This is a genomic window from Halorubrum sp. GN11_10-6_MGM (assembly GCF_005435165.1).
Taxonomy (GTDB): Archaea; Halobacteriota; Halobacteria; order Halobacteriales; family Haloferacaceae; genus Halorubrum.
In genome coordinates this window covers 42522-57820 of the sequence record NZ_SGUC01000013.1, presented here as the reverse complement: position 1 = coordinate 57820, position 15299 = coordinate 42522, and the positions used below count along the sequence as shown (strand labels likewise).

The following is a 15299-nucleotide window of genomic DNA, read 5'->3' as shown; positions in this document are numbered from 1 at the left end:
GAACGCCTCGGAGGTCGCGTCTCGGCGGCGGCGGAGGCGCGCGATCGCGGCGGTGACGGCCCGGAAGTGGCGGCGGCGCGCGACGGTGAGAGGCGGAAGCGAGCTACAGCGAGAGGCCGGCGTGCCAGCGGTCGGCGCCGGCCTCGCGTTTCACCTCGTCCATTCGCGCGAGGAGCTTCACGGCGAGGCTCGCGGTCTCGGCCGCGCGCGACTCGCCCTCCGTCCGGAACTCGCCGGTCACGCGGTTGGCGTAGACGGAGCAGACCGCGCCCGCGCGGAGCCCGTACACGCTCGCTATCGTGAGGATCGCCGACGCCTCCATCTCGATGTTCTTCACGTTCGCGTCCCGGAGTTCGGCGACGAGCTCGTCGGAGCCGGCGGCCTCGAACCCCTCGAACCCGGGCCGTCCCTGCCCGGCGTAGAAGGAGTCGGCGCTCATCGTGACGCCGGTGTGGTAGTCGTGGCCGAGCCGCTCGGCGGCGGCGACCAGCGCGGAGACGACCTCGCCGTCGGCGGTCGCGGGGTAGTCCTCGCGGACGTACTCGTCGCTCGTCCCCTCCTGCCGGACGGCCCCAGTGGTGATGACGAGATCGCCGACGTCCATCTCCGGCTGGATCGCGCCGCAGGAGCCGACTCGGATGAACGTGTCCACCCCGACGCGCGCGAGCTCCTCGACGGCGATGGCGGCCGACGGCGAGCCGATACCGGTGGAGGTGACCGAGATCGGTGCGCCGTCGTACGTTCCGGTCGCGGTGCGGTACTCGCGGTGGCGCGCGACCTCCTCGTGGCCGTCCCACAGCGCCGTGATCTTGTCGACGCGCTCGGGGTTCCCGGGGAGCAGGACCGCGTCCGCGACGTCCTCGGGCGCGACCTCGACGTGGTAGCCGGCCTCGTCGTTGGGGTCCTCGCTCTCTGCGTCCGCGGCGGGAGCGTCGGTGCCGCCGGAGCGTGAGTCGGGGCCGTCGGCGTCGATCTCGTCGGTCATGTCCCCGCGGTTGGGGGAGCCGTCTCAAACCAGTTCCGGCTCGCGGCGACCCCGGTTCGGTGTCGGCCGGTTCGATCGCTGCGGGTCCGGTTCGGTGTCGACCAGTTCGATCGCTGCGGGTCCGGTTCTTTATCCGTCGGTTCGAACATCTTCGCGCCCTTGCCGCGGCGTTGGAACCGGAGTCACGATTGACCCCCCGGATCGCGTACGGTCGGCGGGAGACGACCCCACACCCACCATGAGCACAGACGACGGATCGATGTACACGACGGTGGACGAGGCGGACAGGCGACTCCTCGAGGAGACCGAGTTCGACGCCGACCTCGGCGCGGAGATGGCCCGCGACGCCCAGCGGGTGGCCGCGGACGAGCTCTCCGAGGTCGAGTTCTACCGCCGGTACCACGACCGGCTCCTCGCGGAGTTCGACGTCGACGACCGGGAGGTCGAGATCCCAGATCCCGACGAGGTCGACGCGGACGACGTGAACGCCGTCGACCGCGTCGAGGAGGCGTTCGGCGGCCTCGGGGAGGCCTTGCGGAACGTCGGCGGTGAGGACGCGGAGTCGCGCCGGTCGGTGATGAAGAAGGGCGCCGCGGCCGCCGCGCTCGGGCTCGGCGGGCTCGGTTCCGCGGGCGCGACAACCGGCGGCGAGGGAGACGGCGCCGCCGGAGGCGCCGGCGGCGGAGCCGAGGGCGACGGCACCCGCTGGGGGATGACGATCAACCTCAACAACTGCGACGGGTGTCTCGCCTGTATGGTCGCGTGTAATCAGGAGCACAACCTCTCGCGGGGCGCCAACTGGATGTACGTCTTCGCGTTCGAGGACGAGGGGCAGGGCGAGGAGACGAACTTCCTCCCGCGGACCTGCCAGCACTGTACCGACTCGCCGTGTACGAAGGTGTGCCCGGTCGGCGCGCGCCACACCCGCGAGGAGGACGGCCTCGTCTTGACCGACTACGACATCTGTATCGGCTGCCGCTACTGCGAGGTGTCGTGCCCGTACGGGGTCAACTACTTCCAGTGGGGCGAGCCCGACGTGCCCGAGTCCGAGGTCGACGACGACCACCAGATCGACGACCGCGGACGCTGGGTCGGCTCTCGTCCGCCGGAGGGCGTGATGGGCAAGTGTACGTTCTGCGTCGACCGGCAGGACGGACAGATGGGCGAAGAGAAGGTCGGCACCACGGCCTGTCAGGAGGCGTGTGCGATGGACGCGATCCACTTCGGCGACCTGAACGACCCGGAGAGCGACCCGAACCGGCACCTCCGCGAGTACCGCGACGGACAGGAGAACGACCGCTCCGACTACCCGAACCGGAAGGGGCACACCGTGTCGACGTTCAAGCTGATGGAGGAGCGCGGCACCGAGCCGAACGTCCGGTTCGTCGGCAACGAACCGTCGCCGCACGCCGAACAGGTCGAGGGGCCGGTCGCGTACGAGGATGTCGGCCTCGTCGACGATCGCAAGGAAGTACTCGACCGGGGCGCCGCCGCGAACGGGGGTGAAGAGGCGTGAGCGTCGACGGCGTCGACGTGACGGGCGTCGACCGCGACACGCTGACTCGCCCGATCCGGTCGTTCTCGACGCGGTACATCGCGGCGCTGGCGGTCGCGCTCGGGCTGATCGGGGTCTGGCTGTTCTTCTACAGCCGGCAGCTCCGGCACGGGCTGATCGTCACCAACCTCGCCGACTGGGGCTCCGGCGGCGGCGTGCCGTGGGGGCTCTACATCGGCGCGTTCATCTGGTGGGTCGGCATCGCCCACGGCGGGATCATCCTCTCGGCCGCGGTGCGCCTGCTCGGGATGGACACCTACCAGCCCGTCGCGCGGCTGGCGGAACTGCTCACGATCGCCGCGCTCACCTGCGCCGGCATCTTCATCCTCATCCACGTCGGCCGGCCGGACCGGCTGGTGACCAGCGTGCTGCCGGCGTGGCCGACGCGCGTCCAGTGGTCGCCGCTGATGTGGGACGTAACCGTCATCACGGCCTACTTCGTGCTGACGGCGACGTACCTCGCCCTGACGATCCGCTACGACGTCACCCGCCTCCGCGACCGGCTTCCGGACCGGCTCGAACCCCTGTACTCGGCGCTGACCGTCGGGTACACCGAGCGAGAGGACGAGGTCGTCGAGCGGATGGTCTGGTGGATCGCGTTCGCGATCATCATCATGGCGCCGCTGTTGCTCCACGGCGGGGTGATCCCGTGGCTGTTCTCGCTGCTCCCGTCGATGGCGGGCTGGGCCGGCGGCGTTCAGGGGCCGTCGTTCCTCTCCATCGCGCTGACCTCGGCGGTCGCGGGGATCATCATCGTCGCGGCCGCGTTCCGGTACGCGTACGGCTGGGAGGAGCTCATCCCGCGGGCCGTCTTCCAAGGGCTCGCCAAGTGGCTCGGCTTCTTCAGCCTCATCTTCCTGTGGCTCCAGCTCCAGCAGGTGATCACGGGGATCTTCGCGGCCCCGACCACGCTCCAGCACGCGACCGAGGTGAAGATCTCGACCCCGCTGTACTGGGTCGCGATCGGCCTCGTCGTCCTCGCGATGCTGTACGCCTTCGCGACCGCGCTGCGCCCCGACCTGTTCGACCTGCGGGCGCTCGTGGGGATCTCCGTCGGCGTGCTCTTCGGCACGCTCACGGAGAAGGTACTGTTCGTCGTCGAGGGGCTCCAGCACGCGCACTTCGCCCTGTACGACGGGGTGCCCGGGCAGTACGTCCCCTCGGCGGTCGAGATCTCGGCCGTCCTCGGGACCATCGGCGTCGTCGTGCTGTTCTTCCTCGTCGTCTCGAAGGTGATCCCGGTGGTCGAACTCCACGCGATCGAAGACCACGAGGAGGTGGACGCATGACTGCGCTCGCACCCCTGACGGCTCTCATCGCCGCGGTCGCCGCGTCGGTCCCGACGGTCGCCGCGTCGCCCGCGGCGGTCCCGCTGTCCGCGGAGTACACGCTCCCGTTCGTCGGCCCGGGGACGTACCTCATCTTCGGGATCGTCCTCGCGCCGGTGTACGCGATGGTCGCGGCGTGGTTCCTCGGCGACCCGAGCGACCGGTTCGCGGGCCTGCTCGGCGTCGGCTACCTCGCCGGCCTCACCACCGTGCTGTGGGGGAGCCTCTTCGTGGCGACGCTGATCATCGGGGCCGTGTTCTTCTGACGGAGTCCCCCAGAGTATCGCTCGCAGACCGACCCGCCGTCGCGTACCGCTCGCAGACCGACCCGCCGCCAACCCAACCCAATGACACTCACCGAAGCCGAACTGACCGACCGACTCGCCGCCGTCGACGACCCCGAAAACGGCGACGACATCGTCTCGATGGGCCTCGTCGACGACGTAACGATCAGCGACGGCACCGCGGAGGTGTCGCTCGCGTTCAACGCCCCGCACGCGCCGGCGGAGATGGCGATCGGCGACGCGGTCCGCGAGGTGATCGAGGAGGCCGGACTCGAACCCGACCTCCGCGCCGAGTTCCGCGAGGAACACGGCCACAAGACCGACGTCCTCCCCGGCGTCCGCAACGTGATCGCCGTCGCCTCCGGCAAGGGGGGCGTCGGCAAGACGACCGTGGCCGCGAACCTCGCCGCGGGGCTCCGCGAGCGGGGTGCTCGCGTCGGCATCCTCGACGCCGACGTCCACGGGCCGAACGTACCCCGGCTGCTGCCGACGGAGAACGAACCGGGTGTCACGCCGAACGAGGAGATCGTTCCCCCGGCCGCCGACGGGGTCCGCGTGATGAGCACCGACCACCTCATGCCCGACGGCGACCAGCCGGCGGTGCTGCGCGGGCCGATGGTGAACAACGTGATGATGAAGTTCGTCAACGAGGTCGAGTGGGGGCGGCTCGACTACCTCGTCGTCGACCTCCCGCCGGGCACCGGCGACGCCTCGCTGAACCTGCTCCAGTCGCTCCCCGTCGCCGGCGTCGTCATCGTCACGACGCCCCAGGAGATGGCCGTCGCCGACGCTCGCAAGGGGCTCCGCCTGTTCGACGAGCACGACGCGCCGGTCCTCGGCGTCGTCGAGAACATGAGCGCGTTCCGGTGCCCCGAGTGCGGCGACACCCACGCCGTCTTCGGCGAGGGCGGCGGCGACGAAATCCGGGACGACTACGGCGTGCCCGTCCTCTCGCGGCTCCCCGTCCACCCGGACTTCGACTCGGCGGGCTCGGACGGGCCCTCGGTTCGGGACCCCGACAGCCCCGTCCGCGAGGACCTCTTCGAGATGGTCGACTCCGTCGCGGACCGCGTCGGCGAGGTGAACCGGCGACGGGTCGCCGAGCGCGTCGGCGAGTGGGACGGAGAGGACGACGAGCGCCGGGAAGCGAGTGACGGACCGCCGGAGCCGGACGCGGTGTCGGTCTCGGAGTGACGGGACCGGCGGCCGGGTCAGTTCGAGTCGGCGTCGCCGCCGGACGCGCCGGCAGCGTCGCTCGCGCTCGCTTTTGCGTCGTCGAGCGTTCCCTCGCTTATGGTGTTCGGCAGCAGTTCGCCGAGGGTGTACTCCGTCACGGCGTCGCCGCCCTCGTCGCAGGCGACGACGAGGTCGTCGGCCGCGAACTCGGCGAGGCTCTGTCGGCACATTCCGCAGGGAGTGACGCCGTCGCGGACGCCCGACGAGACCGCGATCCGGTCGAACTCGCGGTGACCGTTCTTCACCGCCTCCGCGAGCGCGACCTCCTCGGCGTGGAGGCTGCTGGAGTAGTTCGCGTTCTCGATGTTACAGCCGGTGTAGACGGTTCCGTCGGCGGTCCGTAGCGCGGCGCCGACGCGGTACTCGGAGTACGGGACGTGGGCGGCTTCGAGGGCGTCACGCGCGGCGGCGATCAGCTCGTCCATACGGGCGGGTGGCGCGGCGGACCGATAACTGTACGGTGTCGTCGATCGGTGAATCTGCGGTGACGGTGGACGGGCCAAGAGGTGAGCGTCCACACGGCGGCTCGGAGCGCCCCCGACGAGGCCTCCGAAGGCCTAGCCCCTCGTATATGAATGAATAAGCGCAGATCGACGGCGAACACCACCGAAGCCCCAGCCGCGAGGACTCGCGCGCCTTGCTGTGCTCCTCGCTCGCTTCGCTCGCTGCGGTGCTTGCTGCGGCGTGCTTCGCCCTCGCGGCTGCCCCTTCGAGCCCCGCCCCGCACCGCGCAACACCACACCTCACGCCTCCCCAGCCTCGTCGCTGGCACCCTCCGCTTCGCTCCGGGAGCCAGCGACTCCCTCGCGCGGTGCTGTTCGCGGTCGCCTGCGGCGACCGCTCACAGGCACGCGCCACCGCGCACCAGCTAGTCAAAAGCGCCGCAGCTCTCGCCTCAGACGCCGTTCGTCCACGCCGAGAAGCCGCCGTCGACGAGTGTCTCCGCCTGTTTGCGGATGTACTCGCGCTGGGTGTCGTGGACCGCCGTCTCGAAGTCGTCGCCGCCGTCGAGCCGGTCGCGGACCCGGTCGCGCTTCCAGCTCGCCGGGGTCGTCCGGTTCGCGACGCGCCAGCGGAGCGGGGCGATCCACTCGGCGGCCTCGTCGTCGGCGCAGCCGGCGGTCCGGAGCCCTGCCTCCGCGTGGTCGAGGAGGTCGCCGTACAGCGCGTCCGTGTCGGTCGTCCGCTCTCCGTCGCGCCCGACCCACACCATCTCGGCGTCGAGGCCGTCGGCGACCGCGGCGTAGAAGTTGTCGCGAGCGGTCTCCCAGTCGAGGCCGATGACGGGGTGTTCGCGCTGGGCGAGCGCCTGCATCAACCCCGCGAACGCTCCCTGAAAAGCGATGGAGTCGCGGACCGTCGGCTGGCCGGGGATCGGGCGGAACTCGATCCGGGCGTTCGCGGCCGAGCGGCTCGCCCCCTCGAAGACGGGGCGGACCCACCGCCAGTAGCTGCCGTGTTTCGTCCGGAACGTCGCGAACGCGTCGTCGAAGCGGTCGCTGCCGCCGGGGTCGGGCATCGGGATCAGCGTCTCGTCGCCCGCGATGCGGTCGACCGCGGTCTCGACGTCGTGGAACTCGCGCGGGAACCTGACCTTGTCGGCGTCGGTCCGAGCGTTGAGGACGGACTCGAACACGTGGACGCGGTTCTCGATCGCCCCCTCGGCGAGGACGCGCTCGCCGTCCCAGTCGTCGTCGTACAGCTCCGGGGGGAAGAAGGGAGAGTTGACGCCGAGCGCCAGGAGCGGCCCGGCGATCCGGAGCGCGTACCGGAAGTGTCGCGGCAGCGTCTCGGCGTGGGCCACCTGGTAGTGGGGCTGGATCGACGTGATGAGACTCTCCGGCATCACCGTCTCCGCCGAAAGCGACACGCCCGGCGCGGAGAGCTCGACCCGGGCGTCCGCCGACCGCGCGTCGTCTCTTCCGTCCCAGTCCGTCCCGTCGGGGTCCGCGTTGGCCATCGCGTGGTAGCGGACCGCGTCGCTCATGTTGACCGCGACGACCACCCCGTCGACCTCGACGCTGTCGGTGAGGTACTCGCGGGCGGTCTCGCCCGCCGGTGGGATGGTCCAGAGGCCGTCGGAGACCAGCCGCATCCCCTCGACGCCGGCGGTGTTCTCGGCGGCCTCCAGCCGCGCGCGGACCTCGGCGAGCTGCGCGCGGAGCCCGTGGTCGGAGAGGGGCTGCGGGCTCGTGGACATCTCGGCGTTGTGGAGTCCAAGCTCCTTCTCGAAGCCCATCAGCTCCAGCATCCGGCGCGGCACGCGCATCAGCGCGTACTCGCCCGCTCGCGACTCTTCGCTCCACCGCCCGTCGCCGACCGCGTAGAACTCGTACTCGAAGCCGACGATCGACTGGTGGTTGTCGAAGGAGCCGTCTCGCAGCTCCTGTTTGACGATCTCGGCCTCCTCGGCCGCGCGCTCGGCGAACGCCTCGGCGTCGACCGAAAGCGCCTCTCGAACCCCGTCGGCGAGCGCGGACTCGGTGGTCATGCGACCGAGCAAGGACGCGGCGGGTTAAAAAGGCCACCGGCCGCGAGATATCTCCGCGCCGCCCGACCCGACTACTGGTTCGCCGAGCGCGCGTCGAGCGCGACGGGGATCGACCGGCTGGCGACGTCGCCCGCGAACGCCTCGCCGTCCGCTTCGAGCTGGTCGAAGGTGTCGTAGTGGATCGGGACGACGAGGTCCGGACCCATCGCCTCGGCCAGCTCGGCCGCCTCGTGACGGTCCGAGACGATGCCGCCCCCGCCGATGTTGGCGAGGAACACGGAGACGTCGAGCTCGGCGAACCCGTCGAGCGCGTCGGAGTCTCCCGGCCAGAAGACGGTCCGGCCGCCGAGCGACAGGAGGAAGCCGCAGCCGAACCCGGGCGGATGGGCCACGGAGCCGTCCGCGTCGGCGTTCGGCCCCTCCGGGTCGTTGTGGGCGGGAACGGACCACACCCGGACCTCGCCGGCCGGCGTTTCGACGTCGACGCGGTCCTCCTCGCCGACGTGGACGACCTCGTAGTCGGCCGCGAGCGCGTCGATCGGCTCGACGTCGCGGTCGATCCCGGCGGGGTCGACCGCCTCGTAGATGACCAGCGTCGCGTCCTCGTTCGCCACCGACCGAATCCCGTCGGAGTCGTAGTGGTGGTCGTGGGTGACGACGACGAGGTCGCCGTCCCGCGCCCAGTAGTCGTCGAGGACGCCGTAGCGACCGGGGTCGGTGTAGGCGACCGGGCCGCCGTCCGTCTCCAGCCGCGCCGTCGCGTAGCCGAGCCACTCCACCGCGAATTCCTCGTAGCGGACCGTCATGTCACCGCGTCCGGCCGCGGGCGCCTTGAGGGTGGCTATCGGTCGGGCTCGGGATCGCCGTCGGGGTCGGACTCGGCGTCGGCGCCACCGATCACGGACAGGTCCCACGCCGCCGCGAGCGCCTCGTCGTCGACGTCGCGCCCGAGGGCGTGTTCCGGGACGAGCGGCATTGGGACCGGGACGTACCCGGCGTCGCGCAGCGCGGCGAACCCGCCGATCGTCTCGACGACCGCCCCGTCGTCGCCCCGGCGGACGCGGAACCGCTTGTCGGTCGGATCGCGTCGGTACGCGAACGGGAACGCCTCGTCCGGCGGCGTTCGGAGGCCGTCGACGCCGGCGAGGACCGCGACGGGCGTCCCGTCGACCTCGCAGACGAGCCGCGGGACGGCCGGGCGGCCGTCGTCGCCGACCGCGGCGGCGTCGGCGCCGGAGTCTGAGTCGGCCCCGATCGGCCCGGCCGGCGTGTCCGTCTCGCGCCACGCGAACGTCGGGTCGCCGAGGCCGTCGGCGCGGACGCAGGCGTAGCCGCCGCCCGCGACGGGAATCCGGTCCGGCCCGAGGTGGAACGTCCGGCGGCCGTCGCGGCGGTCGGCGAGGAGGGGCGGGTCGGCGAGGAGGTCGCGCACGGCGGTCGCGGTGGCGTCGTCGCGGGTGACGAAGAGCGCTCGGCGATCGCGGGCGAGCGCGTGGCCGAGCCGCGAGACGATCACGGTCGGGGTGGCGTCGTCGGCCGCGAGCGGCTCCACCGACACGCGGTCGTCGCCGCGGGTCGCGACCGCCGGCGGCTCGGCGGCGCTCTCCGGGCGAACGACCTCGAACCCGTCGGCCGCGAGCCGCGCGACGGCCGCGTCGGTGAGGTCGCACCGTGTCGCGTCGCCGAGCGGGCCTGGCATGCGATCTCCTACGGCCCGGACCGTGAAGGGGTTTCGCGTGGCGGAACGTCGCGGCGGTCGGGGCGACAGTCGTCTCCTCTCCCCCGTTCAGTCGTCGCCGGCGAGCCGACGGACGCGGGCGAGCGAGTCGGCGTCGCCGACGTCCTTGTCCTCGCGGACGCCGACGAACCGCGGGAATCGGAGGGCGTAGCCGGCGGAGTACGTCGGCGAGGTCTGGATCTCCTCGTAGCCGACCTCGACCACCAGCTCGGGGTCGAACGCGACCGTCGTCCCCGTCTCGTCGACGACGTGCGGTTCCAGCCGGTCCGTGAGGTCCGCCAGCGCCTCGTCGGTGATCCCCGTCGCCACCTTGCCGACCGTGGCGTACCCCGCGGGCGCGGGGTCGTCGGCGTCGGCGGCGTTGCGGTCGACGTCGGCGGCGTCGCGGTCGGTGTCTTCCGTGCGGACGGCCAGCAGGAACGTCCCGAACAGTTCCGCGCGGCGCCCCTCGCCCCACTCGGCGCCGACGACGACCGCGTCGAGCGTCTCCACGTCGGGCTTGCGTTTCAGCCAGTCGCGCCCGCGGTCGCCGGGGGTGTACGCCGCCTCGGGGTTCTTCAGCATGACGCCCTCGTGGCCGGCGTCGAGCGCGGCCCGTTCCTCGGCGGCGATCGCCTCGGTGTCTTCCGCGAGCGTGAGGTCCGCGGCCGCGTCGGGGAGGACCTCCCGAAGGCGCGCGTGCCGGTCACGGAGAGGCGCGTCGAGCAGGTCGTCGCCGTCGGCGTGGAGGCAGTCGAACGCGTGGAGCCGCAACGAGATCGCCTCTCGCATGCGGTCGACGTCGTGTTTCCGCCGGAACCGCCGCAGCACTTCTTGGAACGGGAGCGGGTCGCCGTCGTCATCGACCGCGACCACCTCGCCATCGAGGATGACCGGGACGTCGACGCGCTCGGCGACGAACTCGACGATCTCGGGGAGCGCCTCGGTCACGTCGTCCATGTTCCGCGAGTAGAGTCGGGGACCGAGCGACTCGCCCGCGTCCCGCTCGGTGTCAGCCGCCGAGTCGCCGCCGGCAGCCGCGTCTCCGCCCAGTGCGTAGTGAACCTGAACGCGGGCCCCGTCGAACTTCGTCTCGACGGCGACCTCGCCGAACGAGTCGACGGCGTCGGTCGCGGTGCCCGCCTGCGCGAGCATCGCCTGGACCGGCCGGCCGACGCGCAGCGACTCGCCCCGCAGCCCTTCGATCCCCTCGTCGCGGGCGCGGACCGCGACCCGACCGTAGTCGTTCGTCACCTGAAGGGCGCGCTCGACGGCCGCGACCGCCTCGTCGGTCGCCCGGAGCGCGGCCTCGTCGGACGCGTCGTCGCCGTCGGACTCCGAGTGGGGCGCGAGGAACGCATCCGCCGTCGCGTCACGGACCGTCCCCTCGCCGACGCCGAGCCGCATCTCGCCGAGGACGAGGCGGGCGAGGAACGCCGCCTCGCTCGGCGAACACCGGGTGAACAGCCCGAACAGCGCGTCCCGCTTGCGCAACTCGCTCCCCTCGCCGGTCTCGGCCGCCAGACCGCGAAGCGCCTCGTCGACCGCGGCGACCGTGAGCGCGTCGCGTCCGCCGCCGAACGCGGCGAGTCCCCGCTGCCCGCCGAAGTCGTACGCGGCCGCGACGGCGCCGATCTCGCCGCGCTCCGCGAGGCGGTCCTCCACGTCGGCGGCGGAGACGTTCTGACCCGCGGCGCGGGCGATCGCCTCGCGGCAGAGCGCGGGGCCGACGTCGAGGGTTCGGGTGTCGTGGGCGGGGAAGACGCGCCCGAGGAGGAAGCGGACAACGACCGGGAGATCGTCGGTCGTCCCGTCCCCCTCAGCGTCGTCTCCCTCGGCGTCGTCTCCGGGACCGTCGGCGGCGCCGGCGTCCGCGAGGAGGGCGGCGACCGCGAGCGTCGTCTCGATATCGCCGTCGTTCGCGGCCACCCGTTCCGCCCGGTCCGCCAGCGCACCGAATTCCATAGGCGTCCGGTCGGCGGGCGGCGGGCAAAAGCGACCCGATGCGTCGCGCGCGGCGGGGGATGACGACCCGGCGGGGAACGCCTTTTTACCCCCGCCGGCGTACCTCTGATTATGTACGTCCGCGACGCCAAAAACCGTGACGAGGCGTGGTTGTTGGACGCGATCGAGCAGCTGGGGCTCGACGACGTCGCCTTCCGGTCGCGGGACTACGTGATCGCGGTCGACGAGGAGTCCGGCGACCGGGCGGGGTTCGGCCGGCTTCGCCTCCACCGCGGCGACGAGGACGAGGCGAACCGGATCGAGCTCACCGGCATCGGCGTGCTCCCCGAGTGGCGCGACCGCGGAGTCGGGGCGCACGTCGTCGAGCGCCTCGTCGACACCGCGGCCGCGGACGGGTTCGAGACGGTGTACGTGCTCACCGACCAGCCCGACTACCTGACGCAGTTCGGCTTCGAACGCGTCGACACCGACGACCTCCCGCCCGCGCTCTCCGACCGACTCTCCGAAAAGCGGGAGTTCCTCGGCGGCGGCGTCGTCGGCCTCGCACTCGCCGTCGACGCGTTCGAGATGCCGAGTCGCCTCCGGAAGGCGTTCAAAGACGCCGAGCCGACCGGCGAGGACGAGCCGGAGGAGTCCGCGGAGGACTTCGGGATCGACCCGGACTCGGCGACGTATAAGTACGACACCGGTCGCTGAGAAGCGAGAACGGCTTTTCCCTGTCGCGGTGGCGCGTGCCTCCGAGGCCGCACTGCGGCCGAGGAGCACCGCGCGAGGGAGTCGGCGGCGACCGTCGGGAGCCGCCGACGAGGCTGGGGAGGCGTGGGGCGCGGTCGCTGTGCGGTCGGGCGGGAATCGAAGGGGCAGTCGCGAGGACGGCGCGGGCGACGTAAGCACCGGAGCGAGGGAGCGAACGGAGTGAGCGACCGAGTGAGGAGCACAACGAGCGTGCGCCGTCCTCGCGGCTGGGGCTTCGGAGCTGTTCGCCGTCGATCCGGCAGGAGGCGCTCATAAACGAGCGACTGGGGCTTCGGCGGCGGTGTCGGTTGTTTATAAACAAGTCGCCGAGCAGACGGTATCCATTTATAAACAAACGTTTGCGATGTCGACGCTCACGTCGCCGACCGCAACGTCACGGCGTCACCACTCGGCGAACGGGAATCGGTATGAATGGCGGACAGGCGGGGTAGCCCGGCGTTCCGTCACGGGGTATCCCGATTGCCTCCTCCACCCCGCGACCCGACGAGCGACGGGCGTTCGACGGTGGGCTGCTCGCTTCCGCGCCTGACCCGGTGTCGTCGACGAACCGCGACGGACCGCTCCTGCGAGCGGGCGCCACGGACCGCTGTCCCCGGCGGACGAGGTTTCTACGTTGGCTCTCGGGGCCCGTGCCGGTCTGACCGGACGTGCCCGCTGTTCGGTCCCCGCTGAAGACTGCCTCACGGGTGACGAGCGGGGCCTAACCGCCCGACCTAGTCCACTTCCGGGTACACGACACCAACTTAAGGGCCTTTCGTTCGGCGGGACGGAGGGGAACGCGGACCGCGTTCCGCGACTACGACAGCAGCGAGCGGGCGTACACCGCGGCGGCGAGCGGCACGGGGAGCGACAGCGCGACGACGGCGCGCGAGTGCCACACGAGCCAGAGGTAATCGCGGAACACCGGACTCGGCTCGACCGCCAGCGCCCACGTCGCCGCGCTCGCGGTCGTCGCGACACCGAGGACGACCGCCACCCCGGCGAGCGTCCCCGGGTCGACGTTGCCCCGCTCGACGGAAGCGATGACGACCGCGGAGAGCAGCGCGAACAGCGCGATCCCGGTCCAGCCGACGATCCCGGAGGCGTAGTAGGTCGCCAGCTGCGAGGCGTACTCCGGCCCCGTGATGACCGCGTACGGCGCGACGAGCGCGACGACGGTGACGACGGCGGCGGCGATCCCGACCCGGCGCGAGACGGCGCGGAGGTCCATACTCGCACTCGGAGCGGAACCGCGGTAAAAGGACCGGATCGGACGCGGCAGGCAGACCGGACGGGTGAGTCGGACGCGCCGAACGACCGCGTTCCCGTAGCGTTTTGCCCCGTGGGCGCCCACCTCCGACCATGCCACTCGACGTCGATCCGCCGGAGCCCCCCGAACTCGCCGCCGTCGACCCCAACGAGTACGAGGACGCCGAGGTCTCCGGCGGCGAGTACCGCCGCGACGAACTGGAGACCTTCCTCCGCGAGGGCGCGTGGGATGAGGCGTTCGCGGAGTGGGCGGCCGGCAGCGACATGGACGAGGACGACTGGGCGATCGCCGTCGACCTCGGCTTGGTCTCCCGGTTCGACTTCTTCTGGGACGACTTCGCCGACCGCGTCGGCTACCACGCGCCGGGGCTGCCGGAGGACTGGAAGGAGCGCGACCTCCACCCGGACCTCGACTCGTGGGGCACGGTCTCCGCGATCAACGCGGGGCTCACCGAGCTCGGTCAGATCGTCTGCGAAACGCTCAAAGAGGAGTACATCGACTGGGAGGCAGAGTTCGACGCGCCGGACGACCTCCCCGACTTCGAGACGTAACGGACGGCGGAAGCGACGCGAGCGCGACGACCGCCAGTTCGACCCCGACGCCGCCGCCGACGCCGACGCGGACCCACCGCCAGCCGCTTTAGTGTCCCCAGAGGTTCCCGTCGGGGTCGTAGCGCGCGTCCATGATCCGGTCCCACTGCTCGTCGGAGAGGTCGAGGTCGGTCGCCGCGACGTTCTCGTCGAGCTGGTCGACCGTCCGCGCGCCGACGATGGGGACGCAGGTGAACTCGTCCCACTCCGTGAGCCACGCGAGCGCGACCTGCGCCGGCGTCGCGTCGAGCTCGTCCGCCACGTCGCGGACCGCGTCGAGCACCTTCCAGCCGCGCTCGGAGAGGTAGAAGCGCTCGAACCGGTCGTCGAAGCTCGCGCGGGAGCCGTCGGGCGCGATCACCTTCTCCGGGTCGTTCGGGTCGGCGCGCTCGTACTTCCCGGTGAGGAACCCGCCCGCGAGCGGGGAGTACGGGCAGACCGCGAGGTCCTGATCGATACAGACGTCGAGGTACTCGCTCACGTCCTCGTAGTAGCCCGCGTGGTGGAGTGGCTGGACGACGTCGAAGCTCGCGTAGTCGTTGACGTCGGCGGTCCACTGCGCCTTCGTCAGCTGCCACGCCGCCATCGTCGACGCGCCGAGGTGGTGGACCTTCCCCTCCGAGACGAGCTCGTCGAGCGCGCGCATCGTCTCCTCGATCGGGGTCTCCTCGTCCCAGCGGTGGATGTAGTACACGTCGAGGTAGTCGGTGTCGAGCCGGTCGAGGGTCCCCTCGATCTGCGCGCGGATGTGTTTCCGGCCGAGCCCCGAATCGTTCGGCCCGGGCTCGCCGCGCCCGTCGAACGGGAAGTACACCTTCGAGGCGATGACGTAGTCCTCGCGGTCGCGGTCCGCGAGCCACTCGCCGATGTACGTCTCGCTCTTGCCGTTCGGCGTGCCGTACACGTTGGCCGTGTCGATGAAGTTGATCCCGCGGTCCGCGGCCGCGTCGAGGAGCTCGTGCGACTCCTCGCGGCCCGTCTCTACCACGCCGTTCGTCTCGCGCCCGAACCGCCACGTCCCGAAGCAGAGCTCCGAGACGCTGAGTCCCGTGTTCCCGAGTCGTCGATAGTCCATACCCGACCCTCTCGGGCGGGGTAGCTAAAGCGTGGCGGCACCGGCGGAGGAGGCCGCGGAGACGGCGC

Annotated in this window: 14 protein-coding genes and 1 other RNA gene; 6 read left to right on the top strand and 9 right to left on the bottom strand. The window is 71.5% G+C overall.

Going from position 1 to position 15299, the window contains the following annotated elements; translation table 11 throughout:
* Positions 1-103 precede the first annotated feature (103 nt).
* Positions 104-985, bottom strand: coding sequence for a nucleoside phosphorylase (locus EXE46_RS08480; RefSeq protein ID WP_241981515.1), 882 nt, complete (start codon positions 983-985; stop codon positions 104-106).
* Positions 986-1223: 238 nt separating this feature from the next.
* On the opposite strand from EXE46_RS08480, the gene EXE46_RS08475 reads away from it, so the two are divergent.
* The 4 genes from EXE46_RS08475 (at position 1224) to EXE46_RS08460 (ending at position 5346) form a co-directional block, all read left to right on the top strand.
* On the top strand, positions 1224-2501 hold the full coding sequence (locus EXE46_RS08475; RefSeq protein WP_137687987.1) for a 4Fe-4S ferredoxin N-terminal domain-containing protein: 1278 nt from the start codon (positions 1224-1226) through the stop codon (positions 2499-2501).
* Positions 2498-3829: an NrfD/PsrC family molybdoenzyme membrane anchor subunit gene (gene nrfD / locus EXE46_RS08470; protein ID WP_199234132.1), complete on the top strand. Its 1332-nt coding sequence runs from the start codon at positions 2498-2500 to the stop codon at positions 3827-3829. The genes EXE46_RS08475 and nrfD overlap by 4 nt, the downstream gene beginning before the upstream one ends.
* Positions 3826-4134: a hypothetical protein gene (locus tag EXE46_RS08465; protein ID WP_137687986.1), complete on the top strand. Its 309-nt coding sequence runs from the start codon at positions 3826-3828 to the stop codon at positions 4132-4134. Before nrfD ends, EXE46_RS08465 begins: the two co-directional genes overlap by 4 nt.
* Before the next feature lie 81 nt (positions 4135-4215).
* A complete protein-coding gene (locus tag EXE46_RS08460) occupies positions 4216-5346 on the top strand; it encodes an Mrp/NBP35 family ATP-binding protein (RefSeq protein ID WP_137687985.1) in 1131 nt (376 codons plus the stop codon).
* A gap of 17 nt (positions 5347-5363) precedes the next feature.
* Here EXE46_RS08460 and cdd read toward each other — a convergent pair whose 3' ends face one another.
* The 5 genes from cdd to EXE46_RS08435 all read right to left on the bottom strand — a co-directional run bounded on the left by cdd (position 5364) and on the right by EXE46_RS08435 (position 11561).
* Positions 5364-5813, bottom strand: a complete 450-nt coding sequence (gene cdd, locus EXE46_RS08455) for a cytidine deaminase (protein WP_137687984.1) — start codon at positions 5811-5813, stop codon at positions 5364-5366.
* Positions 5814-6283: 470 nt separating this feature from the next.
* Positions 6284-7879, bottom strand: coding sequence for a hypothetical protein (locus EXE46_RS08450; RefSeq protein ID WP_137687983.1), 1596 nt, complete (start codon positions 7877-7879; stop codon positions 6284-6286).
* Between the two features lie 71 nt (positions 7880-7950).
* Positions 7951-8685, bottom strand: a complete 735-nt coding sequence (locus EXE46_RS08445) for an MBL fold metallo-hydrolase (protein WP_137687982.1) — start codon at positions 8683-8685, stop codon at positions 7951-7953.
* 35 nt (positions 8686-8720) lie between these two features.
* Positions 8721-9578 (bottom strand): hypothetical protein, encoded by an 858-nt coding sequence (locus tag EXE46_RS08440; RefSeq protein ID WP_137687981.1) that lies wholly within the window; start codon positions 9576-9578, stop codon positions 8721-8723.
* 87 nt (positions 9579-9665) lie between these two features.
* Positions 9666-11561, bottom strand: a complete 1896-nt coding sequence (locus EXE46_RS08435) for an ATP-dependent DNA ligase (protein WP_137687980.1) — start codon at positions 11559-11561, stop codon at positions 9666-9668.
* Between the two features lie 111 nt (positions 11562-11672).
* Between EXE46_RS08435 and EXE46_RS08430 the strand changes: the two genes are divergently transcribed.
* Entirely contained in the window at positions 11673-12257 is a 585-nt protein-coding gene (locus tag EXE46_RS08430) for a GNAT family N-acetyltransferase (protein WP_137687979.1), read from the top strand.
* A 472-nt stretch (positions 12258-12729) separates the two neighbouring features.
* On the opposite strand, the gene ffs is transcribed toward EXE46_RS08430, so the two are convergent.
* An RNA gene (gene ffs / locus EXE46_RS08425) (signal recognition particle sRNA) lies at positions 12730-13041 on the bottom strand.
* Between the two features lie 72 nt (positions 13042-13113).
* On the bottom strand, positions 13114-13527 hold the full coding sequence (locus tag EXE46_RS08420) for a hypothetical protein (protein WP_137687978.1): 414 nt from the start codon (positions 13525-13527) through the stop codon (positions 13114-13116).
* 131 nt (positions 13528-13658) lie between these two features.
* On the opposite strand from EXE46_RS08420, the gene EXE46_RS08415 reads away from it, so the two are divergent.
* On the top strand, positions 13659-14117 hold the full coding sequence (locus EXE46_RS08415; protein ID WP_137687977.1) for a hypothetical protein: 459 nt from the start codon (positions 13659-13661) through the stop codon (positions 14115-14117).
* 88 nt (positions 14118-14205) lie between these two features.
* Here the strand turns inward: EXE46_RS08415 and EXE46_RS08410 are convergent, their stop codons facing one another.
* Complete coding sequence (locus tag EXE46_RS08410; RefSeq protein WP_137687976.1) at positions 14206-15231, bottom strand: aldo/keto reductase; 1026 nt, start codon at positions 15229-15231, stop codon at positions 14206-14208.
* Between the last annotated feature and the right edge of the window lie 68 nt (positions 15232-15299).